Genomic DNA, 26,039 nt, shown 5'->3' on the forward strand with positions numbered 1-26,039 from the left:
CCCACCGACACGGGGGTCCTCCCCACCAATGAGAGGGGGTTCGTCCTCGCCATTCTGTAGGGACACCTCGATGGTCCCCTCTTCCCGGGAAGCGCATTCTTCTCTCACGGCACGAACCGCCGGTTCGGACCGCGAACCCCCCTCACGGAAAAGAGAACCCGATGTCTTTCTACAGCTCCTACGTCCCCCTCTACGGTGACGGCGGCAACGGCGGCGTGGCGGTCAACGCCGGCAACATCAACTTCGGCGGCAGCCAGACCAACACCGCCAGCGCCGACGGCGGCGCCGGCGGACTGTTCGGTGACGGCGGCAACGGCGGCGTGGCGGTCAACGCCGGCAACGTCAACATCGGCGGCGTCCAGTCCAACACCGCCAGCGCCGACGGCGGCGACGCCAGCCACTTCCTCCTGGTCTGACCCACCTCCCAGCCGGCGAGCCCGGGCGGCTCCCGCCCGGGCTCGCCCCCGTACCCGGCACGTGCCGACGAGGAGGACCTCACCGTGAACGCCCATCCCCGGCCAGGCCCGGACACCGCGACCAGCGCAGCAGTCGCGACCGCCCGGGACCTCGTGGACCTCACCCTGCAGGGCGCCGAGGCCAACGCACGTCCCGACCTCGTCCGCCGGCTGACCGCCGCCCGGGACGCGCTCGACGCCCCGGCCTCTCCCCGTTCCGACGCCGTGCGCGACGCCGCCAAGGCCGTCCTGCACGCGCTCGACACCCTCGAGGTCGACCTCCGCACCCGCCGCGCCACCCTGGCCGACCCCAGCCTCGCCCCCCGGCTGCGCGGCGAGCGCGACCGGGCGCGGGACCTGCTGCAGCAGTTCCAGGCCCGCGCGAGCACCTGGGGCCAGGTCCTGGCGGAGGGCTTCGCCGCCGTCTCGTCCGACGTGGACTACGGCCTGCTCAACGGCATCCGCACCGTCGTGGCCGAGGCCGAGGAGGCGATCGCGGGCGCCAGGAGCGCGAGGAGCGCCGACCGGCTCGACCAGTGGCTGACCGAGCGCCTCATCGCCGAGGCAGCCGCCGTCCAGCGGCTGCTGCGCGACGGCGCGCGGGCGGTCGCCGCCCGGCTCGCCGCCCAGCTGGAGCTGCCGGACGCGCTCCCGGTCCGGGCGCCGTCGGCCCGCACGGCCGCCGAGCTGGTCGCCGGGCTCCCCGCCCGCCCGCCGGCGACCACGGCCCCGTCCCGGGCGGCCGCGCGGTTGCTCACCGTCGGGATGCCCACCTACGGCGGGCTGCTGATGGGCGTCGTCGTCCCGCGGTTCCTCGGCCTGGCCCTGCCGGCCTGGGTGTTCCTGGTCTGCTCCGTCGCCGGAGCGCTCACCATGGGTGGAGCCGCGTGGACCGTCGAGCGTCACCAGCAGCGGGAGGCGCGCCGCACCCGGGTGCGGGCGACCCTGCGGACCCGCAGCGACGACTGGCACCTCGCCCTCGGCAAACAGGCCCGCGACGCGCTCCGGGGTCTCCAGCAGGAGCTCCGGGACGCCACCGCGGCCGCCGTCGGGCGGCGCGCCGAGCTGCTCGACCACCAGTACCGGGCGGCTCGCGCGGCCGCGGACGCCGCGGAGCAGGCCGGCGTCGCCATGGGCGAGATCGCCGCCGACCTGGACTCGATCCGGCAGATGCGGGCGCGGGCCCGCGGCGTCCTCCTGCCGACCCCGCGCCGGGAGCTGGCGGCCGCCGAGACCCGGCTGCTGCGGGTCATCCGCTGACGCGGTCGGTCCCGACCCCGCCGGCAGGAGGTGGGGACAGTCGCCGGCACGTGCCGGCCAGCAGCTCGGCGGCGGCCCGGGTGGCGGTCGCCGACGCCGGGTTGCGGGCCGTCTGCTGCCAGCGGGCCAGGTCCCGCGCCGCGGCTCGCGCCAGCTCCTCGCGGCCGGCCTGGGGAGGACACCCCAGCCGGGCCCACGCCTCGCCCCCGCGGCCGCCGAGCAGGCGCTCGGCGGCGGGGCGGTCGTCGTCCGGGAGCTCGACCTCCCCGGCGTACAGGGCGTCGAGCAGGTCGAGCTCCGCGAGCTCGGTGGCGCCGGACCGGATGCGGTCGAGCGCGTAGAGGAGCGGTGCGCGGTCACCCGGCGGCGGGGCCGTCCGGACCAGGGCCTCGAGAGCCCCGAGCACGGTGCGCGCGGCGAGCAGCGGGGCGCGGCCGACGAACACGGTGACGACGACCTCCCGCAAGCGGCTCAGCCCGCTCCTCCACCGGAGCGCCTCCACGAGCGCGGCACGGGTCGGCGCCGCACCGGTGCGGACCAGCTCCACCGCGCACCGGACACCGTCCTCACCGAGCCGCTCCACGAGCTCCCGCGGGACGACGCCGGCGGCTCCCGGGCCGGCCGGGTGCAGTGTCCGCAGCAGCGCCCGGTGGTCGGCGTCGTCCAGCACCGCGGCCGCCCGGACCAGGCCCTCGGCGACCGGCACCACCGCCCGGCACCGGCGACGCACGGCGGGAGGGAGGACGTCGGTACCGGGGCGCCCACCGGCCGCCTCCGGATCGAGGAACACGCCGATCGTCTGGGTCGGCCGCACCGGTCCCGGGTCGCCGTCCGGGTCCGGCCCGCCGCCCTGCTCCGGCCAGGGCCCCTGCGCGCGCAGGAGGAGCAGGCGGGCGTCGGCGAGGGGGTCCCCGGGACCGGGCGGCACTCCGATCCGCGTGGCCTGCAGGGCCGGGTCGGCGGACAGGGCGGCGGCGAGCGCGCCCGCCGCCGGATCGGCCGCCCCGGCGCCCGGGGGTCCGACGACGGCCACCCGCACCGGTCCGGCGAGGTGGCCGGCGAGCGCGCGGAGCCGCTCGGCGTGGGGGGTGTCGCGGTACAGGTCACCGGCGATCCGCACCGCGGCTCGGACGTCCCCGAGCAGCGGGAGGACCGGTGCGGGCGCGCCCCCGGGCGCGGCGCCTCCGGGCAGCGGGACGCGGCCCTCGACCGTCGTGCCCGCGCCGGGTGCCGAGCGGACGTCGACGCGTCCACCGACCGAGCCGATCCTGGCCACCACGTTGCGGAGGCCCCGTCCGGGAGCGCCGGAGACGGCGTCGACGTCCCAGCCGGGGCCCTCGTCGCGGATCGTGAAGCCCAGGTGTGCGCCGGCGACGGCCAGGCGCACCTCGACCGGGGCGCCGGGCGCGTGCTTGCGCGCGTTGCCCACCGCCTCGAGGCAGCAGAAGTAGACCGCCGCCTCCACCTCGGGCGCAGCGCGCAGGCCGGGCGCCACTCCGCTGGTGTCGAGGGTGACCGGCAGGAGCCCGCCGTCGTACTCGGCGTGCAGGGCGGCGACCAGGCCGCGCTCGGCCAGCACCGGCGAGGAGACCCCGGTGGCCGTGCGGTCGAGGACGGCCTCGGCCTCGTCGAGCTGCTGGGCGAACCGGTCCAGCTGGGCGCGCGCCTCCGCCGGCCGCCCGGCGCCCAGGTGGTGCTCGACCAGCCCCAGCACCAGGCTCGACGAGACCAGCTGGTGCTGCGCACCGTCGTGCAGGTCCCGTTCGATGCGGCGCCGCTCGCGGTCGGTCTCGGCGACGACCCGGCGGCGCGCGGTGGCGATCCCGGCAGCGTGCGCCAGCGCCGCCCGGAGCTGGCGCTCCAGCTCGGTGCCCGAGCGGGCCGCCTGCAGCACCACGGCCAGGCTGCCGGCGACCGCCTCCAGCAGTCCTGCCCGCTGCCCCTGCAGACCGGCCACCGCCGCGGGGTCCACGGCGAGGGTGCCGACCCGTTCGCCGCGGTGCCGGACCGCGACCTCGACCAGCTCCTCGGCCTCCTCCTCCCCCGGCCTGGTCCAGCTGAACGACCGGTCGCGCAGGCCCGGCCGGTGCACGACCAGCCGGCAGGTGGTCGCGCCCAGCCCGCGCCCCACGGCCTCCACCACCCGGGCCAGGTCGGGCACGTCGCGGCCGGTGGGCCGGGGCAGCGCGGCGAGCTGGGCCAGGACGCCGTAGGGCGCCGGCCGTCGCCCGTACAGGAGCCGGTCGACCGCGTGGTCGGCCAGGGCGCAGGCGGGCAGGAAGGCCGCCGCCGCTCCCACGGTGGCCACCGCCGTCCCGAGGCCGGGACCGGCGGCCCTGCCCACCGCGACCTGCACCGCGAGGTAGCCGCCGCCGACCAGCGCCGTGACCAGCGCGACGGCGATCCCGCGGCCGGACGGCTGTCCGGCGGTCCGCCGGGCGGCCACGAGCACCGCCCCGGCGACGACGGCACCGGACAGCCGGGCGGACCAGAACAGCACCGCGGTCTGCTGTCCCGCCGCAGGTGGACCTGGAGCGTCGACGAGCACCGGGCCGGTCCACCCGCCGGGCCACGGCAGCGCGGTGAGGACGGCCAGCGCTCCGCCGACGACCGCGATGGCGGCCAGCACGCCCGCCAGCCACCGGGCCTGCGCGGGGAGCCGGCCGCCGTCGGCGGCGCCGAGCCTGCCGTGCGCCGCCGCGACCCCGGTGAGGGGCACGGCGAACCCCATGACGAGCACGCACCGCAGGGACAGCGGCGCGGGGACGGCCGCGAGGGCCGCCGTCACCCCGACGGCAGCGACCGCCGGCGGGCGCCGCAGCGCTCCCCGGCGCGAGCCCGGGGACGTCGGGGAGCACGACGCGAGCACCGCGGTGGCGTAGGCCGCCGCGGCCGCGACGGGGAGCACCCGCTGCGGCAGGACGCCGGCGAGCGGGGACCCGGTCACGGCGCCGACCACCGCGCCCGCCGCCGCGGACTGCAGGCTGAAGGCACCGGCCACGGTGACCAGCGCGAGGCCCAGGAGCCGGACCGGACGGGCGCGGTCCCGGACCACCAGCGCGGCAGCCCCCGCGCCCAGGAGGACCAGGCCCAGCACGGAGTCGAGCACGGCCGGGGCGAGCGGCTGGCTGCGCGACACCCCGGCCAGGACGCCGCGGGCCCAGCTGCCGTGCCCCGCGGGGAGCCCCGGAACGGCACCCGGCGCGTGCGCCGCCAGGGTCACGACCACGCCGAGGGTGAGCCAGCCGACCGACAGCACCGCGCAGACCAGCAGGACGGCCACGGCTGCCGTGCGGGCAGGACGCGGCGCCGTCACCGGACCGCCGACCCGGCCGCGGCGTCGGCTGCGGTGTCCACCTCGGCGTCGGCGACCGGCTCGAGCCGGTCCGGCAGCCAGGCCCGCAACAGGACCGGGCCCGGCTCGCCCGGGGGGAGCTCCAGGGTCCCGCCGAGCGCGGCGAGCCGTTCGGCGTCGTCGGCGAGCAGGGCCCCCAGGCGCTCGCGGGGCACGGGCGGCGCCGGGTCCTCGATGCAGACGCCGACCCGCCCCTCGGCGTGGTCGAGCCGCACCCCGATCCCCGGGTCGGCCGGGCGGCCGGCGAGCACGCGCAGCGCCGACGCGGTGACGAAGTACACCCCGGACTCGATCTCCCAGCCCAGCCGTCCCCGCGTGCCGCCCGAGAGGTGGACCGGCCGGGGGAGGTCGGCCACCAGCTCCTCGAGGGCCGCCGCCAGGCCCTGGTCGCGCAGGACCGCCGGGTACACCCCGCGGGCGACGGCGCGGAAGCGCTCCAGCAGGGAGTCCAGCTCGACGCGCGCCCGGGACAGCGCCTCCCGCACGGGTCCGGGCTCGGCCGGGACGGCGTCCAGCGCGGCCCGCGCCGCCGCGAGCTCGGCCCGCAGGCGGCCCATCCGGTCGCTGGTGACGTGCGAGATCTCGCCGGCCAGGCGCCGCCGCTCGGCGTCGCGGGCGGAGGCCAGCCGCCGTCGCGACGCCTGCAGCTCGTCGGCCAGGTCCGCCGCCCGCCGCACCCGCCGCGCGAGCTCGGCGTTGAGGGCGACGACGCGCAGCAGCAGGCCCGCGCCGTTCGCGATGTCCTGCAGGAGCCGGCGGTCGGCGGCGGTGACCGCCGCCGGCTTGCTGATCGCCAGCACGGCCTGCAGGTGCGGTCCGTCCAGCACCGGGGCGACCTGGTCGGTGTCCGGCCGCTCGAGCAGGACGGCGAGGTTCGGGACGGTCTCCTCCGGGGAGTCCGCCGGCTCCGGCCGCGGAGGGTGGCGTGCGGCCTCGACGAGGTGGTCCTCCACCGCCAGCCAGACCGCCGCCTGCCGCGCCCCGGTGCCAGCGGCCACCGTCTCCGCCAGCCCGGGCAGGGTCTCCTCCAGCGTTCCCGTCCGGCTGCGCCGGGCCGCGTCGGCCAGCGCCGCGTCCGGGCTGACCGGGCGGTGCGGGGCCACCCTGGCGACCAGGCGGTCGAGCACCGGCAGGACCGGGCCCAGGGCCGCCGCGGCCAGCGCCACCGCGGCGAACGGCAGCAGGACCGCGACCTGCCGGGAGCCCACCGCGTCCCCGACACGCTGGACGACGACCAGCAGCGCGGCCACGGGGACGGCGACCAGCAGCCAGCGGAGCGCGGCAGCCCGGGTCATCGCCACCCCCGGCCCTCGGCGGTCGGTCCGGAATCGGGTCCGTTCCCACGCTAGGGGGGTCGGCGGGTGGGGCCAACCCTCCCCCGCACCGGTCAGCCGTCGTCGCGCTGCGAGCGCAGATAGGTGAGCACCGCGAGCACCCGGCGGTGGTGCGCCGTGGCGTCGTTGGGCAGGCCCAGCTTGTCGAAGATGTTGGCGATGTGCTTCTCCACGGCCTTCTGCGTGACGAACAGCTCGGTGGCGATGCCGTTGTTCGAGCGGCCCTCGGCCATCAGCCCCAGCACCTCGAGCTCCCGGGCCGACAGGGAGTCGACGACCTGCTTGCGGTCCCCCTGGGGGCGCTGCACCAGCCGCTTGGCCAGCACCGGCTCGATGACGATCTCGCCGTCGCGGATGCGGGTGAGGGTGTCGGTGAGCACGTCGACGCTGCCCACCTTCTCCTTCAGCCGGTACCCGATGCCGTCGGTGCCGATCTGCAGGATCCGCACGAGGTAGTGGCTCTCGGCGTAGTGGGAGAGGAACAGCAGCCCCATGCCGGGGTGCGCGGCCCGCAGCCGCTCGGCGGTGACCAGCCCGCCGTCGGGCTCCGGCGGCATGCGGATGTCGAGGATGGCGACGTCCACCGGCTGGTCGGCCAGCAGGTCGACGAGGGCGTCCCCGTCGGCGGTGCAGCCGACCACCTCGTGACCCGCGGCGCGCAGCAGCATGAGCAGGCCCTCGCGGAACAGGGCCCCGTCCTCGGCCAGCGCTACCCGCACGGGATGCTCACGGTGATCGAGCCGGTCCCGGGCCCACCCTCGGTGGTCACCTCGCCGCCCAGTCCCCGGACCTGGTCCCCCATGACGGAGGCCAGCCGCACCGGCACCCCGTCGACGACGATGCGCAGCACGTCCCTCCCTGCTCGGAGGGTCACCCCGGCAGGGGGCCCACCCGGCTCCAGGGCGCGCAGACAGTCGGTGACCGCGAAGTACGCGGCACCCTCGACGGCCGGGTCCAGGCGCCCGACCGGCGCGGTGACCGCCACGGGCACCTCGATGCCGTCGGCGGCCTCGCACAGCGCCGCCTGCAGCCCCGCCTGGTCGAGCAAGGGGGGGTAGATCTCCCGCGCGACCTGTCGCAGCTCCTGCAGCACGGCGTGCAGCTGGTCCTGGAGCCCGTCGACGGACGCACGCAGGTCCGTCTCCCCGTCCGGCACCCGGCTCCGGAAGACGCCGAGCTGCAGGGCGAGCGCGGAGATCCGCAGCGAGGCACCGTCGTGCAGCTGGCGCTGCAACCGCAGTCGCCGCAGCCACCGTTCACGCTCCGCCCGTCGCGGCGCCCCGCCGGGCAGCGGGGTCTCCGGCGACCGGTCGCCGGGACCGGGGTCCGGGCCGGCGGAGGCCAGGACCTCTCCCGTGCCGGGGGCGGGCTCACGCGCCATCGTCGAATCGTCCCCGGCGCTCCTCCCCCGGCGCCAGGGGGACCGCCCCCGACCTCGGGTGGGGACAACCCCACCGGCGCGGCGTCGACCTCCCACTCCCGATCCGGGCCGGTGCCCGCGCGGGGGCCGATACGATGCGGCTCTTCCTGGGGGGAGCGTCGTGACCTACAGCCTCGGGGTGGACCTCGGTACGACCTCCGTCGCGGCCGCCGTGGGCCGCGACCGGGGTGTCGACGTGTTCCCGCTCGGTGAGGGCTCCCTGGTCGTCCCCGCCGTCGTCCTCGTCCGGGACGACGGCCGGCTGGTGACCGGCGACGCGGCGGCCCGACGCGCCGCGAGCAGCCCGGACCGGGTCGCGCGGGAGGTGCGGCGCAGCCTGGGGAACCCCGACCCCCTGGTCCTCGGGGGTCGTCCCCACACACCGACCGTCCTGCTGGCGGCCCTGCTGCGGGACGTGCTCGAGCGGGTCCGCGAGGTCGAGGGCGACGACCCCGGCGAGGTGGTGCTCACCCACCCGGCCACCTGGGGACCCTTCCGCCGCGAGCTGTTCGAGGAGGTCCCCGCGTCCGCGGGGCTGGCCACGGCCCGGTTCGTTCCCGAGCCGGAGGCCGCCGCGGCGCACCACGCGACGACACACCGGCTGGCCGAGGGCGAGACCATCGCCGTCTACGACCTCGGCGGGGGCACCTTCGACGCCACGGTCCTGCGCCGCAGCAGGACCGGCTTCGACGTCCTCGGCACGCCGGACGGGATCGAGCGCCTGGGCGGGGCGGACTTCGACGACGCCGTCCTCACCCACGTCGACAACGTCTCGGGCGGCGCACTGTCCGAGCTGGACACCGGCGATCCGCGGACCGTGGTCGCGCTGACCCGGCTCCGCCAGGACTGCGTCCTGGCGAAGGAGACGCTGTCGACCGAGCCGGAGACGACCATCCCGGTGTTCCTGCCGACCAGGCACGTCGAGGTCCCGCTCACCCGCGCCGAGTTCGAGAACATGATCCGGGCACCGGTCGAGTCGACCATCGGCACCCTCGACCGGGCACTGCGGACGGCCCGGGTCGAGGCGGGCGAGCTGACCGCGGTGCTCCTCGTCGGCGGCTCCTCCCGCATCCCGCTGGTCGCGCGGATGGTCTCGGAGGAGCTGGGGCGCCCCACCGTGGTCAGCGCCCACCCCGTGCACGCCGTGGCCCTCGGCGCGGCCCTCCTCGGCCGGTCCCGGAGCGGTCGGGACACGACCGCGGGGCGCGCCGCCTCGGCTGCCCGGGCTCCGCGGCAGGTCCCGTCGTCGGTCCCCGCGCCGCGCGCCGCGGCCGGTCCGGCGGTGGGGACGTCGGGCCCGGAGGCCGGGACACGGCCCTCCCCCGTGGCGTCGGTCGTGGCGCCGCCCGCTCCCGCCGCGAGCGGGCCGCCGCGCAGGCCGGGGACCCCGCCGCCGGGGTCGCCGTCACCGGGGAGGCCGGGGTCGCGCCCCCGGCGCCGGCCGCTGCTCGCGGGCATCGCCGCGGTGCTCGTCGTCGCGCTGGCCGGCCTCGGGATCTACCTCGTGCTGCGCCCGGCGCCGCGCGACGTCGAGGAGGGCGCCGGCTCCCCGGCCTCCTCGGCCGCCTCCTCGTCCGAGGCGTCGCCGTCCCCGCAGGTGGCGACCAGCGTCCCCGTCCCGTCCGTGGCCGGCACCATCCCGGTCGGGGAGACCCCGGGGTTCGTGGCGGCGGCGCCGGACGGCCGTCAGCTCTACGTCGCCAACCGCGCCGCCGGGGTGGTCACCGTCGTCGACACCGCGGCCGGGCAGGTGACCGCGACGATCCCGGTCACGGCCGGCCCGAGCCAGTTCCTGACCTTCTCGCCCGACGGCAGGGAGGTCTACGTCAGCGTGTGGGACGACGCGCGCACGGTCGCGGCGGTCAGCGTGCTGGACACGACGACGAACACGGTCGTCGACACGATCGGCGTCCGGACCCGTCCCTTCCTCGCCGCGGTCACCGCCGACGGGGAGGAGCTCTACGTGCCCAACCACGACTCGGGCACCATCTCGGTGATCGACACCCGCACCAGGGACGTCGTCCACGACTTCAGGGTGCCGGCCAACCCCCACTGGATCGACTTCACCCCCGACGGCACACGCGCCTACGTCGCCGACCACGAGTCCGACCTGGTCTCCGTCGTCGACCCGGCGACCGACACCGTCGTCGCGGAGGTCCCGGTCGAACACAGCCCCCACAGCGTGGCCGTGAACCCGGTGCGGCCCCTCGTCGCCGCCGTCAACTTCGACTCCGCGTCGGTCTCGGTGATCGACACGGACAGCAACACGGTGGTCGGCAGGGTCGCCGTGGGGACGCACCCCCAGTTCGTCACCTGGGCCCCCGACGGCCGGTTCGCCTACGTCGTCAACAACGGCGACGACTCGGTCTCGGTGATCAGCGCGGACGGTCTAACCGTGACCGCCACGATCCCCACCGGTCCGTCACCGACGTCCCTGGCCGTCCTGCCCGACGGCACCACGGGGTACGTGAGCGACCTGGACGGCCGCACGCTGACCGTGCTGGACCTCGCGGCCTGAACCGGCGGCGCGGAGCTGCCGGGAGGCCCGGGAACCGCCCCTTCAGGCCGGTGCTGCCCGGGCCGCGAGGTACATGTCGAGCACCGCGTCGATCTCGGCACCGCGGGCGGCGACGGCGGCGCGGGCGCTCGGGGTGTCCTTGCGGCGCTGCTGGCTGCGGGCCTCCGCGAGCCTGGTCCGCGCCCGGGAGAACTCGACCTCGAGGACGGCGCGCAGGCCGTCCAGCGGGCTCTCGACGGTGGTGGTCATGGCGAACTCCGATCGGGGGTCTCCGCGAGCTCCGGGGGGCGCCGGCGGAGGGGTGGGTGGGGGACGAGGGCGAGGCGGCGCGGGGTCGCGCGGACGGCTCACCCGGGCGACGACGCGGTGCGCCGCAGGGGGAGCTGGGCGGTCAGGTGCCAGGCGGTGCAGTCGGCGCAGCCGGCGATCCAGCGGTGCGCGGGGTGCCGGTGGCACGGGCGGGGACGGGACACGGTGGTGCTCCTCTCGCGTGGCCGACGCCCGTTCCCGGGCCTCGGGACGGCGGTGTCGTCCTGGTTCTCCAGCACGAGGCAACGATGTCCTCCGGCGGCCGGGCGGACCATCGGGCGCACCCCCGATCAGCCGCGCGCCGACCCCACTCCTCAGAGCGGGAACACCCCACCGGGATACGGGGCCTGCCTCCCGCCCAGGGTGCGGCCGGCGGACCGCGGCGGCCGCGGCGGACCGACCCGGCCCGGCCCCGTCAGGCGTCGACGGGCGCGTAGAGCCCGGCCGACGGGCTCCGGCCGGTCACCACGAGGTCGGCCACCACGCGGGAGGCCACCCACGCCTGCACGTGACCGGTGCCGTTGTAGCCGCCCAGCGCGAGCACCCGCCCGTCGGTGCCGGGCACCGGCCCGCAACGGGGCAGGGGGTCCTCGGCGAAGCCCACGACCCCCGCCCAGCGGTGCGTCACCGGTGCCTCCACCCCGAGCTCCTCGTGCAGCCAGCGGTCCAGGCGCGCCTGGACGGGCGCGGAGACCTCGGCCCGGGCCGTCCAGCTCGCGTCCCCGTCGAGGTCGGAGAAGCCGCCGAGCACGATCCGGCCGTCCGCCGTCTGGTGCGCGTACTCGTGGCCGTACCGCGCGTACACGGGGAACGGGAGGACCGCCCGGCGCAGCGGTGCCGTGGCGAGCGCGTTCAGGCGCCGCGGGCGGACGGCCCCCGCCGGGGGCACGAGCGCGGCCAGGTCGCCGTCCACGGCCACGACCGCCCGGTCGCACCGGACGACCCCCGACGCGGTCCGCACGCGGACGCCGTCGCCGTCGGCGGCCGGTGGTCCGACCACCGCCGAGTGCTCGAAGAGCCGCACGCCGCGGGACGCCAGGACGCCGGCGAGCGCCCGGAGCCAGCGGACCGGGTGCACCGATCCGTCGTGGGGCAGGAACAGCCCGGCCCGGTCGGGCCGGGCGAGCGGGGCCGGGAGGTCACCGGCCTCGACCAGCTGTCCGGGGAACCCGTCCTCGGCGAGCGCGGCGGCGTTCGCCCGGACGTCGCCGGCCTCGTCCGCGTTGACGGCGAGCCGCAGCAGCCCGCCGACGCGGAAGTGGTGGCGCGCGCCGACGGACCCGGCCACCTCGAGCAGCTCGCGCTGGGCGGTCAGCGTCGCGCGGTGGACGGCGGCCGCCCGCTCGCGTCCCCAGAGGCGGCGGCTGTCGTGGTACATCGGCGCGGCACCGGCGATGAGGAAGCCGCCGTTGCGGCCGCTCGCGCCGGAGGCCACCTCGTGCCGCTCCAGCACGACGACCGACAGGCCGGCGTCGATGAGCCGCCGCGTGGTGGCCAGGCCGCCCACACCGGCGCCGATCACGCAGACGTCCGTCCGCGCCTCCCCCTCCAGCGGGGCGCGCGGACGGTACGGCTCGTCCTGCCAGAGCGAGACGGAGGAACTGCGCACGCGTCCACCTCCCGACTCCCGGCGCCATGACTCTGCCGCACGGTGCCGGGCGGGCGGTCACGGGCCCACGTCGTCAGAGACCACGGCCCCCACCCGGGCCAGCAGCCCACTGACGTGGAAGGGCACCGCGCCGAGCGGACGCTGTCGATCCACGGCATCGTGACCGTCCGGCGCGACGCGTTCTCCTGGCTGGCCGTCCTGGTCGTGGCCCTGCTCCTCGCCGCGGTGACGGCCAGCCACCTGTGTTCGGCGCGAACACCGTCCTCACCCTCCTGGATCGCCCACTTGCTGACCCGGCCGAGGCGGGCGGCCGGCCGCGCGGGTGAGCTCCTCCCCCGGGGTCAGGAGCCCCCGAGGAGGAAGTCGAGCAGGACCTGGCGGGCGGTCTGGGTGGCGATGCTGCCGTCGACGGCGTCGAAGGCGTGCACCGCGAAGGGCAGCACCTCCACCGTGACGTCGTTGCCGCGGGCGGTGAGAGCTGCGGCGAACGCCGTCACCACCTCGGGGCGGGTGCCCAGGTCGTGCGCGCCCACCACGAGGAGGGTGGGCGGCAGGCCCGGCCGGACGGCGGTGCTCGGCGACACGGCGGCGTAGCGCTCCGGGTGGTCCTCGGGAGTCCCGCCGGTGAACCACTCGGCCGCCTCCCGCGAGCTGTCGACGTCGTCCTCCCACGACCGGACCACGTCGGTGACGGGGTAGAAGCCGACGACGGAGGCCGGAGGGGCCGGCGTCCGCCCGCAGCTGGACGCGATCGTCCCGGCCTCCAGGCGGTAGGCCGCGCCCAGCGCCAGCGCTCCGCCCGCGGACATCCCGCCGAGCGACACCCGGGTGGGGTCGACGCCGTAGCGGGCGGCGTCGTCCTGGACCCAGGCCAGCGCGCACACCACGTCCTGCGGAGCCCGGTCCCACGTCGGCGTGGTGGGCGTGGCCAGCCGGTGGTCGACGGCGAAGACGGCGACCCCGTGCTCGGCGAGCCAGCGCCCGGTCCCACCGAGGTCGGCCCTGTCCCCGCTGCGGTACCCGCCCCCGTGGACCAGCACCACCGCCGGCGTCGCCCCCCGGACGTCGGCCGGGGGCAGGTACACGTCGACGTCCAGCGCCGTGCCCCCGGGGCGGGCGTAGGTCGTGGTCTCGTCCGGCTGCGCCGCCGGGGTGCCGATCTGCGTGAGGACGCCACGCCACGGGACGTCGGCACCGGCGCGGGCGGCGGCGGAGACCTGCACCCCCACGACGGTCAGTGCGGCCAGGACGCAGACGACCGTCGCCGCGGTCAGCACCCGCCCCCACCGCACCAGCCCGGCCCGCAGCGCCACCAGGGCCAGCACGAGCCCCGCGACGGCGAGCAGGGCGACGTGCACCGGGAGGTCGCCGGCGAGGACCGAGCCGATCGGCCCGACCACGGGGACGGCGGGCAGGTACGCGCCGAGGAGCACGGCGCCGCACACCACCGCCAGCGCGGAGGCGAGCAGGGCGACCAGCGCCGGCAGCAGGCGGCGCGGCGGTCCGGACCGCGAGGCCGGGAGCGGCGGGTCGACCAGGGCGTCGGAGAGCGACATCGGGACCATCTCCGGGGATCGGGAGGGACGGGTCACGCCGGCGGGTCGAAGGGGCCCTGGTCCTGCGGGCAGACCGTCCCCGCGGCCGGGGTGGCGCCGGTGAGCAGGTACCGGCTCGTCAGCTGCAGCGCGCAGCTGCTGGAGAGGAGCGCGGGGTGCCCGACGCCGTCCACGGTCAGCAGCGTGCTGTTCGGCAGCAGGTCGTGGACCCGGACCGCGTTGCCGTACGGGGTCGCCGGGTCGTGCCGGGTGGCGACCAGCAGGACGGGCTCGGCGGTCGTCGCGGTCCACGGGCCGGTGTGGCGCTCGGTGGAGTGCCCCTGCCACACCGCGCAGGGCAGCCCGAGGTACGCCCACCGTGACCCGGCGTAGGGGGCGACGGTCCGGTCGTACCGGCGTCCGAGCTGCCCGTAGCGGTGCGGATCGGCCGGGTTGTCGGTGTCGGCGCAGGTGATGGCCACGTTGGCGGTGAGCAGGCCCTCGAACCCGGGGACCGCCGACGGCCCGAGCACGGCCAGGAGCTCCCCCACGACGTCGGTGTCACCGGTGGCGACCGCCTGCAGGAACTGGGCGAGCGCCGGCCAGTTGCCGGGCAGGTACAGCGTGGTGAGGCCGAAGGTGACCTCGAGCAGCTCGGCGTAGCCGAACTGCTCGGGCGGCCGTCCGGGGAGGGGAACGGTCAGCGGAGAGGTGCGCAGCCGGTCGGCGAGCACGTCGAACGCGCGTCGCGGGTCGCCGTCCGCGGCGAACGCGCACCGCTGCGGGCCGGCCTGCCCGCACTGCTCGAGGAACTGCTGCAGGGTGTCCGCGCTGCCCTCGGCGGAGTGGGCGCGCAGCCACGCGGTGCTGCCCTCCTCCCCGTCGGCCCAGGCGGGGTCCAGTACCGAGTCGAGGACGAGCGCGCCGACGCGGTCGGGGAAGACGTTGGCGACCACCTGACCGAGGAAGGTGCCGTAGGACAGCCCGATCAGGTTGATCCGGTCGTCACCGAGCGCGGCCCGCAGCACGTCCAGGTCCCGGGCGGCCGGGAGCGTGCCGACGTGGTCGAGCAGGTCGCCGTTGCGGGTCCGGCAGGCGTCGGCGAGGCGGCGCGCCTGGGCGACGGCCTCGGCCTCCTCGGCCGGGGTGGTGGGGAAGTCCTGGGCGGTGGTGTAGGACAGGGTCCACAGCTCCGCGGGGTCGTCGAAGCAGCGCACCGGTGAGCTCTGGCCCGTGCCGCGGGGGTCGGCGCCGACCAGGTCGTAGCGGGCCAGCACCTCCGGCGGCAGCAGCTGCCGCCCCATGGCGCGGATCGTCTCGGCGGCGTCGGATCCGGGGCCGCCGAAGTTCACGAACAGCGAGCCGATCCGGTGCGCCGGGTCGGTGGCGGGCAGCCGGACCAGGTGCAGGCCCAGGCTGCGGCCCCCGGGGTCGGCGTAGTCGTAGGGCACCGCGGCGGTGGCCTCCTGGTAGCCGTCGCCGGCGTCGCGCCACTCGATCGTCGGCACCGGGACGCCGGGCACGCCGCCGGGTGGGAGCTCGGCCGCGGCGGTGGCGGGGACGGGCGGCCCAGCGGGCCCCGCGGTCGTGGTGCAGGCCGCCGTGAGCGCGGTGGCCACGGCACACGTGGCGGCCAGGACGGACGGCAGCAGGCGCCGGGTCGGTCGGGTGCGGGTGGTGCTCATGTGGACCTCCGGGCCTCGGTGCTGCGGGGACGAGGGCACCGAGCGTGCGGCCGGAGGAGCGCCGTCCACGAGCCCCACGCGGGGGCGACCCGGGGTCCCGCGCGGGTGGTCCTGCGGTGGCCCGGGATCCCTCGCGCGAGGGACGGCGTCCGGGTGACCGCCGCGGCCTCAGGACCGCTTCGCCGCCGGCTTGCCCGGCCCGGCCGGGTCGGGGTCGAGGGCCCGGACGATCGGCACGCCGGGGCGGTAGGCGAGGTGGCGGTAGGACGGCGCGTCGAGCACGGCGAGGTCGGCTCGGGCACCGGGGGTGAGCCGGCCGACGTCAGTGCGCCGCAGGGCGGCCGCGCCGCCGGCGGTCGCGGCCCACAGCGCCTCGGCCGGGGTCATCCGCATCTCGCGGACGGCGAGCGCGATGCAGAAGGCCATCGAGGAGGTGAAGCAGCTGCCCGGGTTGCAGTCGGTGGCCAGCGCGACGGTCACCCCGGCGTCGAGCAGCCGGCGCGCCTCGGGGTACGGCGAGCGCGTGGAGAACTCCACCCCCGGCAGCAGCGTGGCGACCGTCGTCCCGGCGGCGAGCGCGTCGACGTCGGCGCCGGTGAGGTGGGTGCAGTGGTCGGCGCTGGCCGCGCCGAGCTCGACGGCCAGCCGGACGCCGGGGCCGGCCGACAGCTGGTTGGCGTGCACCCGCAGCCCGAGCCCGGCGGCGCGGCCGGCCTCCAGGACGGCCCGGGCCGCCGCGCCGTCGAAGGCGTGCGGGGAGGCGGGCTCGCAGAAGACGTCGACCCAGCGCGCGTGGGGGGCGCAGGCGGCGAGCATCGGGCCGCGGACCAGGGCGAGGTAGTCCTCCGTGCGGCCGGTGTACTCCGCCGGCACGACGTGGGCGCCGAGGAACGTCGTCTCCGGGGTGCACTCGGCGGCGATCCGGAGGGCCCGCGCCTCGTCGGCCACGGTCAGCCCGTAGCCGCTCTTGACCTCCACGGTCGTGGTGCCCTGGGCCCGCATCTCGGCGAGCAGGGCCCGCAGCCGGGCGCGGAGGGCGTCGTCCGGGGCCGCGCGGGTGGCGTGGACGGTCGCCGAGATCCCGCCGCCGTCGTAGCGGGCGCCCGACATCCGGGCCTCGAACTCCGCGGCCCGGTCGCCGGCGAAGACCAGGTGGGCGTGGGAGTCGACGAAGCCGGGGACCACCGCCCGGCCCCCGACGTCGACGCGCCGGTCGGCCGCCGGCGCCGCGCGCTCCGGCCCGACCCAGGCCACCACGCCGTCGGAGACGACGACGGCGGCGTCGGGCACCGTGCCCAGGAGGCCCTCGCCCCGCCCGGGGTCGTTCGTGACCAGCTCGGCGATGCCGGTGACCAGGGTGCTCACGCGCCCTCCCACAGCGGGTCGACGGCGTCGGCGAGCAGCCGGCCGACGTCGCCGAGGACGTGCCGGCCCCCGCGGACGACGACGCGGCCGTCTACGACGACGGTGTCGACGTCCGCGGCGGTGGCGACCAGCGGCGCCTGGCCGGGGGCGCAGCCGGCGGTGCGCGGGCTGTCCAGCCGGACGGCGACGAGGTCGGCGCGGCGGCCCGGCGCCAGGCAGCCCGCGTCGGGCCAGCCCAGAGCGCGGTGCCCCTGGACGGTGAGGGCGGCGACGAGCTCGGCCGGGGGGAAGCGCCCGCGCTGCCCGGTGGCCAGCCGCTCGTGGGCCTCGAGCAGCCGGGCCTCGGCGAGCAGGTCGGTGAGGGCGTGCTGGTCGCCGCCCAGGCACAGGGGCGCGCCGGCGTCGGCCAGCCGGCGGAACGGCCCGATGCCGTCGGCGAGGTCGGCCTCGGTGCTCGGGCAGGCGCAGACCGCGGTCCCGGTCCGCCCGAGGACCGCCACGTCGTCGTCGGTCAGGTGGGTGGCGTGCACCGCGGTCGTCGCCGGGCCGAGCACCCCGTGCCGCTCCAGCAGCGCGGTGGGGGTGCGGCCGTGGACGGCCCGGCAGGCCTCGTTCTCCCGGGGCTGCTCGGAGAGGTGGACGTGCAGCGGCCGGCCGCGCGCCGCCGCGGCCACGACCCCCAGCTGGCCGGCCGGCACCGCGCGCACCGAGTGCACGGCCGCGCCCACGCGCACGCCGGGGCGCTCCGGCAGGGCGGCCACCCGCGCGGCCCAGGCGTCGGCGTCGGCGTCGGCGAACCGCAGCTGCACCTCGTCGAGCGGGGTGTGGCCGCCGGCCTCCAGCCCCCCGGCGAGGTAGCAGGCGTCGAGCAGGGTCAGCCGGATCCCCGCCTCCGCGGCGGCCTGCACCAGCGCCGCCGACATCGCGTTCGGATCGGCGTAGCGCCGGCCCCGGGGGGCGTGGTGGAGGTAGTGGAACTCGCCGACGCAGGTGACCCCGGCCAGCGCCATCTCGGCGTACGCCGCCCGGGCCAGCGCGAGGTAGGAGTCCGGGTCGAGCCGCGCGGCGACCGCGTACATCCGCCGGCGCCAGGTCCAGAAGGTGCCCCCCTGGTCGTGGGTGCGGCCGCGCAGCGCCCGGTGGAAGGCGTGCGAGTGCGCGTCGGCGAGGCCGGGGAGCACCAGGCCGGGCAGGCGGGCGTCGCCGGGCCGAGCAGGGGCTCCGGGCTCCACCGCGGTGATGCGGCCGTCGTCGACGAGCACCCGCACGCCGGCCACCGGCCCGGTGTCCAGCCACGCGTGCTCACACCACCAGCCCGCCGGCCCCGTCACGCCAGCGCCTCCACCGCACGGGCCAGCGCCGAGACGCCGGCCAGGCAGTCGGCCTCCTCGGCGTGCTCCTCCGGGGAGTGCGAGGTGCCGGTCGGATTGCGCACGAACAGCATCCCGCTGGGGATCCCGGCGGCCGCCAGGACCCCGGCGTCGTGCCCGGCCGCGGTCGGCAGCACGGGCGCGGGCGCGCCGTCGGGGCCGGCGAGCAGGGCGGCGAGGCGGTCGCGCAGGGCGGGGTCGAAGACCGTCGACGGCGTCCACGACTCCTCGTCCGGCGCGGTCCCGGCGGCGTCGGCCACGTCGGCGACGACGGCCCGGACCGCGCTCTCCTCCGGCCCGCGGGCGTCGAGCCAGGCGGTGACCCGCGACGGGATGGCGTTGACCCCGTTGGGGTGCACGAGGACCCGGCCGACCGTCGCCACGGCGCCGTGCCGCTCGGCGGCGCTGCGCGCCCGCGTGACGACGCCGGCCAGGGTCAGCACCGGGTCGTCGCGGTCGGCCAGCCGGGTGGTGCCCGCGTGGTCGGCGCGCCCGCGCAGGTCCAGCAGCCAGCGCCCGTGCGGCCAGATCGCGTCCGCCACGCCCACCGCCGCGCCCCGGCCGTCCCGCGCGTGGGCCAGCCCCCGGCCCTGCTCCACGTGCAGCTCCAGGTAGCCGCCGATCCGGCGCAGCGTCTCCTCGTCGCGGCCCAGGGACCGCGGATCGTGGCCGGCCGCCGCGAGGGCCTCGGCCATCGACACGCCCCCGGCGTCGGTCAGGGACCGGGCGCGGTCGGCGTCCAGCGCGCCGGTGAGCAGGCGCGAGCCGGCGCAGGCGATCCCGAACCGCGCGCCCTCCTCGTCCGCGAAGCAGGCGATGGCCAGCGGCCGCCGCGGCTCGGTCCCGCGGGCGCGCAGGAGGTCCAGCGCGGCGAAGGCCGAGACCACGCCCAGCGGCCCGTCGAACGCGCCGCCGTCGGGCACCGAGTCCAGGTGGCTGCCGAGGACCAGGCCGGGCCGGCCGGCGGCGACCGCGGCGTCCGGGTCCGCGGTCCAGGCCCACAGGTTGCCGGCGCGGTCGGTGGTGACGTCCAGGGACCGGCGCTGCGCCTCGGCCCGGAACCACTCCCGGAGCACGGCGTCGGTCGGGGTCCAGGCGAAGCGGTGGTACCCGCCGGTGGCGGCGTCCCTGCCGACCGGGGCCAGCTCCGCCCACATCCCCCCGAACGTCACCGCCGCGCTCCCGCCGGCCGGCCGCCGGTCACGACCCCGCCCCGCCCGTGCCCGCGCCCACGCCCGCGCCGTCGCCCTCGCGCATCGGCGTCCGGACGCCGCGCTCCGCGGCCACGTCGACGGCCCGGTCGTAGCCGGCGTCCACGTGCCGGATGACCCCCGTGGCCGGGTCGTTGCGCAGCACCCGCGCCAGCTTCTGCGCGGCCAGCGGCGTGCCGTCGGCGACGCTGACCTGGCCGGCGTGGATCGACCGGCCGATCCCGACGCCGCCGCCGTGGTGGATCGACACCCAGCTGGCCCCGGACGCGGTGGTGACCAGGGCGTTGAGCAGCGGCCAGTCGGCGATGGCGTCCGAGCCGTCGGCCATCGCCTCGGTCTCGCGGTAGGGGGAGGCGACCGAGCCGCAGTCGAGGTGGTCGCGGCCGATGACGATCGGCGCGGCGACCTCGCCGGAGGCGACCAGCTCGTTGAACCGCAGGCCGGCGGCGTCCCGCTCGCCGTAGCCGAGCCAGCAGATGCGGGCCGGCAGCCCCTGGAAGGCGACCTTCTCCTGGGCGGCGCGGATCCAGCGCTGCAGGTGGTCGTCCTCGGGGAAGAGGTCGAGGACGGCGCGGTCGGTGGCCGCGATGTCGGCAGGGTCCCCGGACAGTGCCGCCCAGCGGAAGGGGCCCTTGCCCTCGCAGAACAGCGGCCGGATGTAGGCCGGGACGAAGCCGGGGAAGGCGAACGCGCGCGCGAAGCCGCCGAGGCGGGCCTCGTCGCGGATGGAGTTGCCGTAGTCGAAGACCTCGGCGCCGGCGTCGAGGAAGCCGACCATGGCCTCGACGTGCTTGGCCATGGAGGCCCGGGCCCGGTCGGTGAACTCCTCCGGCTTCCGCTCGGCGGAGTCGCGCCAGTCGCCGAGCTCGACGCCCTCGGGCAGGTAGGACAGCGGGTCGTGCGCGGAGGTCTGGTCGGTGACGACGTCGACCTCCACGCCGCGGCGCAGCAGCTCGGGGAACACGGTGGCCGCGTTGCCGACCAGCCCGACCGACAGCGCCCGCCGGTCCCGCTTGGCGGCCAGGCAGCGCTCGACCGCCCGGTCGAGGTCGGTGGCCACCTCGTCGAGGTAGCGGTGCTCGACCCGGCGGCGCAGCCGGGTCTCGTCGACGTCGACGACCAGGCAGACCCCGCCGTTGAGGGTGACCGCCAGCGGCTGGGCGCCGCCCATGCCGCCGCAGCCGCCGGTGAGGGTCAGGGTGCCGGCGAGGGTCCCGCCGAACCGCTTGGCCGCCACCGCGGCGAAGGTCTCGTAGGTGCCCTGCAGGATGCCCTGGGTGCCGATGTAGATCCACGAGCCCGCGGTCATCTGGCCGTACATGGTCAGGCCCAGCCGCTCCAGCCGGCGGAACTCCGGCCAGGTGGCCCAGTCGCCCACCAGGTTGGAGTTGGCGATGAGCACCCGCGGCGCCCACTCGTGGGTCTGCAGCACCCCGACCGGGCGGCCAGACTGCACGAGCATCGTCTCGTCCTCGCGCAGGGTGGTGAGCGTGCGCACCATGGCGTCGAAGCTGCGCCAGTCGCGCGCCGCGCGCCCGGTGCCGCCGTAGACGACGAGGTCGTCGGGACGCTCGGCCACCTCGGGGTCGAGGTTGTTCTGCAGCATCCGCAGCGGCGCCTCGGTCTGCCAGCTGCGCGCGGTCAGGCCGCTGCCGCGGGCGGCGCGCACCGGTCGTGCTCCGTCCATGTCGTCCTCCTCTGCGTGGGCCGGCCGCGCGGGCCGGTGGGTCGGGTCCGCCCCGGGCGTCAGGACAGGGACAGGCCGGTGGCTGCCACGACCGCGCCGCCGGCGACCAGCTCGACCACCGTCTCGATCTCGGGCGCCAGGTGCCGGTCGCGGCCCGGGCCCGGCACGCCGGCGGCGCGGACGGCGTCGCGCACCGCGGCGGTCGCCGGGGCCGGGTCGAGCGGCGCGCGCAGGTCCAGGGCGCGGGCCGCGGTGAGGACCTCGACGGCGAGCACCCGGGTCAGGCCGTCCACCGCGCGGCGCAGCTTGCGGCCGGCCGCCCAGCCCATCGAGACGTGGTCCTCCTGCATCGCCGACGACGGGATCGAGTCGACGCTGGCCGGTGCGGCCAGGCGCTTGAGCTCGCTGACGATCCCGGCCGCGGTGTACTGCGCGATCATGAGGCCGGAGTCGACCCCGGGGTCGGCGGCCAGGAAGGGCGGCAGCCCGTGGTTGCGGGCGACGTCGAGGAAGCGGTCGGTGCGGCGCTCGCTGATGCCGGCGACGTCGGCGGTGGCGATCGCGAGGAAGTCGAGGACGTGGGCCACCGGGGCGCCGTGGAAGTTGCCGTTGGACTCGACCCGCCCGTCGAGGGTGACGACGGGGTTGTCGATGGCGGAGTCGAGCTCGCGGGCGGCCACCGTGCCGGCGTGGTCGACGGTGTCGCGGGCGGCGCCGTGCACCTGCGGGGAGCAGCGCAGTGAGTAGGCGTCCTGCACCCGGGTGCACTCCGGTCCGCGGTGGCTGGCCACGATGCCGCTGCCGGCGAGCAGGGCGCGCAGGTTGGCCGCCGAGGCGGCCTGCCCGGGGTGCGGCCGCAGCGCCTGCAGGTCGGCGGCGAAGACGGCGTCGGTGCCCAGCTGCGCCTCGACGCTCATCGCGGCGGCCACGTCGGCGGTGGTCAGCAGCCGGCGCAGGTCGGCCAGCGCGAGCACCAGCATGCCGAGCATCCCGTCGGTGCCGTTGACCAGCGCGAGGCCCTCCTTCTCGGCGAGCTCGACCGGGGCGATGCCGTGCGCGCGCAGCGCCTCGGCGGCCGGGCGGAGCGCGCCGTCGGCGTCGCGGACCTGCCCCTCCCCCGTGAGCGCCAGCGCCGCGGCCGACAGCGGGGCCAGGTCGCCGGAGCAGCCCAGGGAGCCGTACTCGTGGACGACCGGGGTGAGCCCGGCGTCCAGCACCGCCGCGTACGCCGCGGCGGTCCCGGGCCGCACCCCGGTGCGGCCGGTGGCGAGGGTGGACAGCCGCAGCAGCATCATCGCCCGGACCACCTCCCGCTCGACCTCGGGGCCGGAGCCGGCGGCGTGCGAGCGGACGAGGCTGCGCTGCAGGTCGGCGCGCATGCGGGCGGGGATGTGCCGGGTGGCGAGGGCACCGAACCCGGTGGACACCCCGTAGTGGGCGCGGTCGTCCTTCGCCAGGGAGTCGACGACGTCGCGGGACCGGGCGATCTCGGCGAGCGCGGCGTCGGCCAGGGTGACACGGGCGCCGCCACGGGCGACGCGGACCACGTCCTCCGGGGAGACGGGACCGGTACCGACGACGACCCGCTGGGCATCCATGCGTCCCATCAGACAGCTCCGGCGCGCCCGCTCCCAGGGCCGGAGGACCGGTCCTGTCTGGGATCTCAGACGTTCTACCCGGTGCGGGACGGGACCCGGGACGACGGTGCGCGGCCGTTGATGCGCCTCGTCAGCTCCCCGGCCGCCCGGGCGACCCGGTGCGCGATGCGCTCGCGCGCCGACGGGTCGACCTCGTCGGCGACGAAGGTGACCGCGACGCTGGCCGCCGGCCGGCCGGCGTGGTCGTGGACGGGCGCGGCGACGGAGGCGAACCCGGGGGTCACCTCCCCGTCCTCGCCGGCGTGCCCGGCCCGGCGGACGTCGGCGAGCAGGCGGCGCAGCTCGGAGAGCCGGGTGGGGCCGACGCCGTGCCGGTCGACGAAGGCCGTGGCGTCGGGGAACAGGGCGCGGACCTGGGCGGCCGGCAGGGCCGCGAGCATGGCCCGGCCGCTGGCCGTCAGCTGCGCGGGCAGGCGCACCCCGACGTCGGTCACCAGCGGCGGCCGGCCCGGGGCGCGCTGCTCGACGACGTAGAGCACCTCGCGGCCGTGCAGCACCGCCAGGTGCGCCGACTGGCCGAGCGCGTCGACCAGCCGGGCGAGCACCGGGCGGGCCGCCGGGCCAGCGGCTCCTGCCGGGCGTAGGCGCTGCCGATCTCGAAGGCGCTGACGCCCAGGCCGTACCGGCGCTCCTCCGGCAGGTGGACGACGAAGCCCGCCGCCACCATCTCCGCGAGCAGGTGGTAGGTCGTGGAGCGGGGCAGCCCGAGCTCGCGGGCGAGCGCCGCGGCGGGCACCGGCCCGGGCTGCCGGGCCAGCGCCTGCAGCAGGGCGAGCGTCTGACGGGCGGCCGGCACGCCGCCGCGCGCGCTCCCCGGCTGCCTCGGGCGGCCTCGGACACCCCTCCGACGCTACGTGCGGCGGCGTCCACCCCGACGCCCGCCGGGCGGCGGCGAGGTCTGCTCGGCGCCCCTGGGAGGCGGCGTCCGGAGGGGAGGTGCAACCGTGCCCTGCGCCGGGAAGGAGACTCCGGCGACGGGACGGGGTGTCCCGGCGGACGACAGGGACGAGGGTGGAGATCGTGAGTGACGCACGCGCTACCGGTGGGCTGCAGGTCGACCCGGCACTGCGGGATTTCGTGGCCGGCGAGCTGCTGGCCGGGCTCGACCTCGAGCCCGAGCGGTTCTGGTCGACCGTGGCCGAGCTGAACGAGCGGTTCGCCGGACGGGTGGGGCAGCTGCTGGGCCGCCGCGACGAGCTGCAGCAGCAGATCGACGACTGGCACCGCGAGCACGGGGTCGGTGACGTCGAGGCACTGGAGGCGTTCCTCACCGGGATCGGCTACCTGCTGCCGCTGGAGGACCCGACGGTCTCGGTCACCCGCGTCGACCGCGAGATCGCCGAGGTGGCCGGCCCGCAGCTGGTGGTGCCGGCGACCGTGCCGCGGTACGCGCTGAACGCCGCGAACGCCCGCTGGGGCTCGCTGTTCGACGCCCTCTACGGCACCGACGCCCTCCCGACCGAGCACGAGCTGGCCCCGGGCTACGACGAGCGCCGCGGCGCGCAGGTCATCGCCGAGGCCGACCGCCTGCTCGACCGCTTCTTCCCGCTCGCCGAGGGCAGCCACGCCGACGTCGTCGCCTACCGGGTGCCCTCCCCCGGCGAGCTCGCCGTCGACACCTCCGCCGGGAGCACCGGCCTGGCCGATCCCGCGCAGTTCGCCGGGCACCGGCCCGGGGACGGCGACCGCCCGGCCGCGGTGCTGCTGCGCCGCAACGGGCTGCACCTGGAGCTCACGATCGACCCGTCGACGCGGGTGGGGACCCAGCACCACGCCGGGGTGTCCGACGCCGTGCTGGAGTCCGCGGTGAGCACGATCGTGGACCTGGAGGACTCGGTCGCCACGGTGGACGGGCCGGACAAGGTCGGCGCCTACCGGACCTGGCTGGGGCTGCGCACCGGTGAGCTGACCGCGACGTTCGGCAAGGGCGGCAGGACCGTGACCCGCGAGGTGCACGGCGACCGCACCTACGTCGGGGCCGACGGCGGGGAGCTGACCCTGCCCGGCCGGTCGCTGCTGCTGGTGCGCAACGTGGGCCACCACATGCGCCTGGACGCCGTGCGCACCGCCGACGGGGAGCCGATCCTCGAGGAGGTCCTCGACGCCCTCGTCTCCGCGACCGCCGCGCTGTACGACCTGCGCGGGCAGGCCCGGTTCAGCAACACCCGAACCGGCAGCGTCTACATCGTCAAGCCCAAGATGCACGGCCCGGACGAGGTCTCCCTGTCGGTGGAGCTGCTGGCCGCCGTGGAGGAGGCGCTCGGCCTCGAGCCGACCACCCTCAAGATCGGCATCATGGACGAGGAGAAGCGGACGTCGGTCAACCTGGAGGCCTGCATCGCCCGCGCGGCCGACCGCGTCATCTTCGTCAACACCGGCTTCCTCGACCGCACCGGCGACGAGATCCACACCGACTTCGAGGCCGGCCCGGTGGTCCGCAAGGACGACCAGCGGTCGCAGACCTGGCTGAAGACCTACGAGGACCGCAACGTCGACGTGGCGCTGCGCGCGGGGTTCGCCGGGCAGGCGCAGATCGGCAAGGGCATGTGGGCCAAGCCCGCCGCCATGCGCGAGATGCTCGACACCAAGGGCGGGCACCCGAGGGCCGGGGCGAACACGGCGTGGGTGCCCTCGCCGACCGCGGCGACGCTGCACGCGCTGCACTACCTGGAGACCGACGTGCTCGCCGTCCAGGAGGAGCTCAGGCAGCGTCCGCTGGCCGACCGGCGCGGCCTGCTCGTGCCGCCCGTGCTCCCCGACGGCGGCGCCGGCCTCGCCGAGGAGGACAGGCGCCACGAGCTGGAGACCAACGCGCAGTCCATCCTGGGCTACGTCGTCCGCTGGGTCGGGTTGGGGATCGGCTGCTCGACCGTCCCGGACCTCGAGGGCGTCGGCCTGATGGAGGACCGCGCGACGCTGCGGATCTCCAGCCAGCAGATCGCGAACTGGCTGCACCACGGCCTGGTCGAGGAGGGCCAGGTGCGCGAGACCTTCGCCCGGATGGCGGCGGTGGTCGACGAGCAGAACGCCGACGAGCCGGGCTACCGGCCGATGTGTGCCGACCTCGACGGCAGCCCGTCGTTCCAGGCCGCGCTCGACCTGGTCTTCTCCGGGCGGCGGGAGCCCAACGGCTACACCGAGCGGGCACTGACCACCTGGCGGCAGCGGGCCAAGTCCACCGAGGACGGCCAGGGGCAGACCCGCGACGCCGTCGTCGCGGACCGCACCCCGAGCCCGGCGCCCTGAGCCCGGTCCCGCCCGCCCGACG

The 26,039-nt window shown here is 77.5% G+C and carries 20 protein-coding genes; 4 read left to right on the forward strand and 16 right to left on the reverse strand.

The genetic code is table 11. The features are described 5' to 3' along the window. The first annotated feature begins 161 nt into the window (after positions 1-161). Together ACU616_RS23060 and ACU616_RS23065 are read left to right on the forward strand one after the other, a co-directional pair. Positions 162-416, forward strand: coding sequence for a hypothetical protein (locus ACU616_RS23060; protein ID WP_446760745.1), 255 nt, complete (start codon positions 162-164; stop codon positions 414-416). Between the two features lie 84 nt (positions 417-500). Continuing rightward, positions 501-1,715, forward strand: a complete 1,215-nt coding sequence (locus ACU616_RS23065) for a hypothetical protein (protein WP_446760746.1) — start codon at positions 501-503, stop codon at positions 1,713-1,715. Here the strand turns inward: ACU616_RS23065 and ACU616_RS23070 are convergent. From ACU616_RS23070 to ACU616_RS23085, 4 genes are all read right to left on the reverse strand, one after another. Further along, positions 1,705-4,998, reverse strand: coding sequence for an ATP-binding protein (locus ACU616_RS23070; protein ID WP_446760747.1), 3,294 nt, complete (start codon positions 4,996-4,998; stop codon positions 1,705-1,707). The two genes, ACU616_RS23065 and ACU616_RS23070, sit on opposite strands and share 11 nt — an antisense overlap. Positions 4,999-5,027: 29 nt before the next feature. After that, on the reverse strand, positions 5,028-6,365 hold the full coding sequence (locus ACU616_RS23075; RefSeq protein WP_446760748.1) for a hypothetical protein: 1,338 nt from the start codon (positions 6,363-6,365) through the stop codon (positions 5,028-5,030). Between the two features lie 92 nt (positions 6,366-6,457). Beyond that, on the reverse strand, positions 6,458-7,123 hold the full coding sequence (locus ACU616_RS23080; protein ID WP_446760749.1) for a response regulator transcription factor: 666 nt from the start codon (positions 7,121-7,123) through the stop codon (positions 6,458-6,460). Next, positions 7,114-7,785, reverse strand: coding sequence for a sensor histidine kinase (locus ACU616_RS23085; RefSeq protein WP_446760750.1), 672 nt, complete (start codon positions 7,783-7,785; stop codon positions 7,114-7,116). The genes ACU616_RS23080 and ACU616_RS23085 overlap by 10 nt, the downstream gene beginning before the upstream one ends. A gap of 160 nt (positions 7,786-7,945) precedes the next feature. Between ACU616_RS23085 and ACU616_RS23090 the strand changes: the two genes are divergently transcribed. Beyond that, on the forward strand, positions 7,946-10,342 hold the full coding sequence (locus tag ACU616_RS23090; protein WP_446760751.1) for an Hsp70 family protein: 2,397 nt from the start codon (positions 7,946-7,948) through the stop codon (positions 10,340-10,342). A gap of 42 nt (positions 10,343-10,384) precedes the next feature. On the opposite strand, the gene ACU616_RS23095 is transcribed toward ACU616_RS23090, so the two are convergent. The 12 genes from ACU616_RS23095 to ACU616_RS23150 all read right to left on the reverse strand — a co-directional run bounded on the left by ACU616_RS23095 (position 10,385) and on the right by ACU616_RS23150 (position 23,567). Next, positions 10,385-10,591, reverse strand: a complete 207-nt coding sequence (locus ACU616_RS23095; protein WP_446760752.1) for a hypothetical protein — start codon at positions 10,589-10,591, stop codon at positions 10,385-10,387. 98 nt (positions 10,592-10,689) lie between these two features. Next, complete coding sequence (locus tag ACU616_RS23100) at positions 10,690-10,815, reverse strand: hypothetical protein (protein WP_446760753.1); 126 nt, start codon at positions 10,813-10,815, stop codon at positions 10,690-10,692. A 251-nt stretch (positions 10,816-11,066) separates the two neighbouring features. After that, on the reverse strand, positions 11,067-12,260 hold the full coding sequence (locus ACU616_RS23105; protein WP_446760754.1) for an NAD(P)/FAD-dependent oxidoreductase: 1,194 nt from the start codon (positions 12,258-12,260) through the stop codon (positions 11,067-11,069). A 341-nt stretch (positions 12,261-12,601) separates the two neighbouring features. Next, complete coding sequence (locus ACU616_RS23110) at positions 12,602-13,816, reverse strand: alpha/beta hydrolase (protein WP_446760755.1); 1,215 nt, start codon at positions 13,814-13,816, stop codon at positions 12,602-12,604. A 32-nt stretch (positions 13,817-13,848) separates the two neighbouring features. Beyond that, complete coding sequence (locus ACU616_RS23115) at positions 13,849-15,480, reverse strand: alpha/beta hydrolase (protein WP_446760756.1); 1,632 nt, start codon at positions 15,478-15,480, stop codon at positions 13,849-13,851. Positions 15,481-15,648: 168 nt separating this feature from the next. After that, entirely contained in the window at positions 15,649-16,845 is a 1,197-nt protein-coding gene (gene hutI, locus ACU616_RS23120) for an imidazolonepropionase (protein ID WP_446760757.1), read from the reverse strand. Then, positions 16,842-18,176 (reverse strand): formimidoylglutamate deiminase, encoded by a 1,335-nt coding sequence (locus ACU616_RS23125; RefSeq protein WP_446760758.1) that lies wholly within the window; start codon positions 18,174-18,176, stop codon positions 16,842-16,844. The genes hutI and ACU616_RS23125 overlap by 4 nt, the downstream gene beginning before the upstream one ends. Beyond that, the gene (locus ACU616_RS23130; protein WP_446760759.1) at positions 18,173-19,387 is read right to left on the reverse strand and encodes an allantoate amidohydrolase; all 1,215 of its coding nucleotides are present in this window, start codon (positions 19,385-19,387) and stop codon (positions 18,173-18,175) included. Before ACU616_RS23130 ends, ACU616_RS23125 begins: the two co-directional genes overlap by 4 nt. A gap of 28 nt (positions 19,388-19,415) precedes the next feature. Next, positions 19,416-21,113 carry a urocanate hydratase gene (gene hutU, locus ACU616_RS23135; RefSeq protein WP_446760760.1) on the reverse strand — a complete coding sequence of 566 codons (1,698 nt, stop codon included), beginning with the start codon at positions 21,111-21,113 and terminating at the stop codon, positions 19,416-19,418. A 59-nt stretch (positions 21,114-21,172) separates the two neighbouring features. Continuing rightward, the gene (gene hutH / locus ACU616_RS23140) at positions 21,173-22,711 is read right to left on the reverse strand and encodes a histidine ammonia-lyase (protein ID WP_446760761.1); all 1,539 of its coding nucleotides are present in this window, start codon (positions 22,709-22,711) and stop codon (positions 21,173-21,175) included. Between the two features lie 74 nt (positions 22,712-22,785). Next, positions 22,786-23,316: an IclR family transcriptional regulator gene (locus tag ACU616_RS23145; protein WP_446760762.1), complete on the reverse strand. Its 531-nt coding sequence runs from the start codon at positions 23,314-23,316 to the stop codon at positions 22,786-22,788. Beyond that, a complete protein-coding gene (locus tag ACU616_RS23150) occupies positions 23,202-23,567 on the reverse strand; it encodes a helix-turn-helix domain-containing protein (RefSeq protein ID WP_446760763.1) in 366 nt (121 codons plus the stop codon). The genes ACU616_RS23145 and ACU616_RS23150 overlap by 115 nt, the downstream gene beginning before the upstream one ends. Positions 23,568-23,791: 224 nt before the next feature. Between ACU616_RS23150 and ACU616_RS23155 the strand changes: the two genes are divergently transcribed. Next, positions 23,792-26,017, forward strand: coding sequence for a malate synthase G (locus tag ACU616_RS23155; RefSeq protein WP_446760764.1), 2,226 nt, complete (start codon positions 23,792-23,794; stop codon positions 26,015-26,017). Positions 26,018-26,039 lie beyond the last annotated feature (22 nt).

Source organism: Geodermatophilus sp. URMC 62 (assembly GCF_052931475.1).

Bases quoted from the DNA above. Each gene is read 5' to 3' on its own strand.
- ACU616_RS23060 (WP_446760745.1), top strand. From the start codon at position 162: ATGTCTTTCTACAGCTCCTACGTCCCCCTCTACGGTGACGGCGGCAAC.
- ACU616_RS23115 (WP_446760756.1), bottom strand. From the start codon at position 15,480: ATGAGCACCACCCGCACCCGACCGACCCGGCGCCTGCTGCCGTCCGTC.
- ACU616_RS23085 (WP_446760750.1), bottom strand. From the start codon at position 7,785: ATGGCGCGTGAGCCCGCCCCCGGCACGGGAGAGGTCCTGGCCTCCGCC.
- hutH (WP_446760761.1), bottom strand. From the start codon at position 22,711: ATGGATGCCCAGCGGGTCGTCGTCGGTACCGGTCCCGTCTCCCCGGAG.
- ACU616_RS23095 (WP_446760752.1), bottom strand. From the start codon at position 10,591: ATGACCACCACCGTCGAGAGCCCGCTGGACGGCCTGCGCGCCGTCCTC.
- ACU616_RS23075 (WP_446760748.1), bottom strand. From the start codon at position 6,365: ATGACCCGGGCTGCCGCGCTCCGCTGGCTGCTGGTCGCCGTCCCCGTG.
- hutU (WP_446760760.1), bottom strand. From the start codon at position 21,113: ATGGACGGAGCACGACCGGTGCGCGCCGCCCGCGGCAGCGGCCTGACC.
- ACU616_RS23110 (WP_446760755.1), bottom strand. From the start codon at position 13,816: ATGTCGCTCTCCGACGCCCTGGTCGACCCGCCGCTCCCGGCCTCGCGG.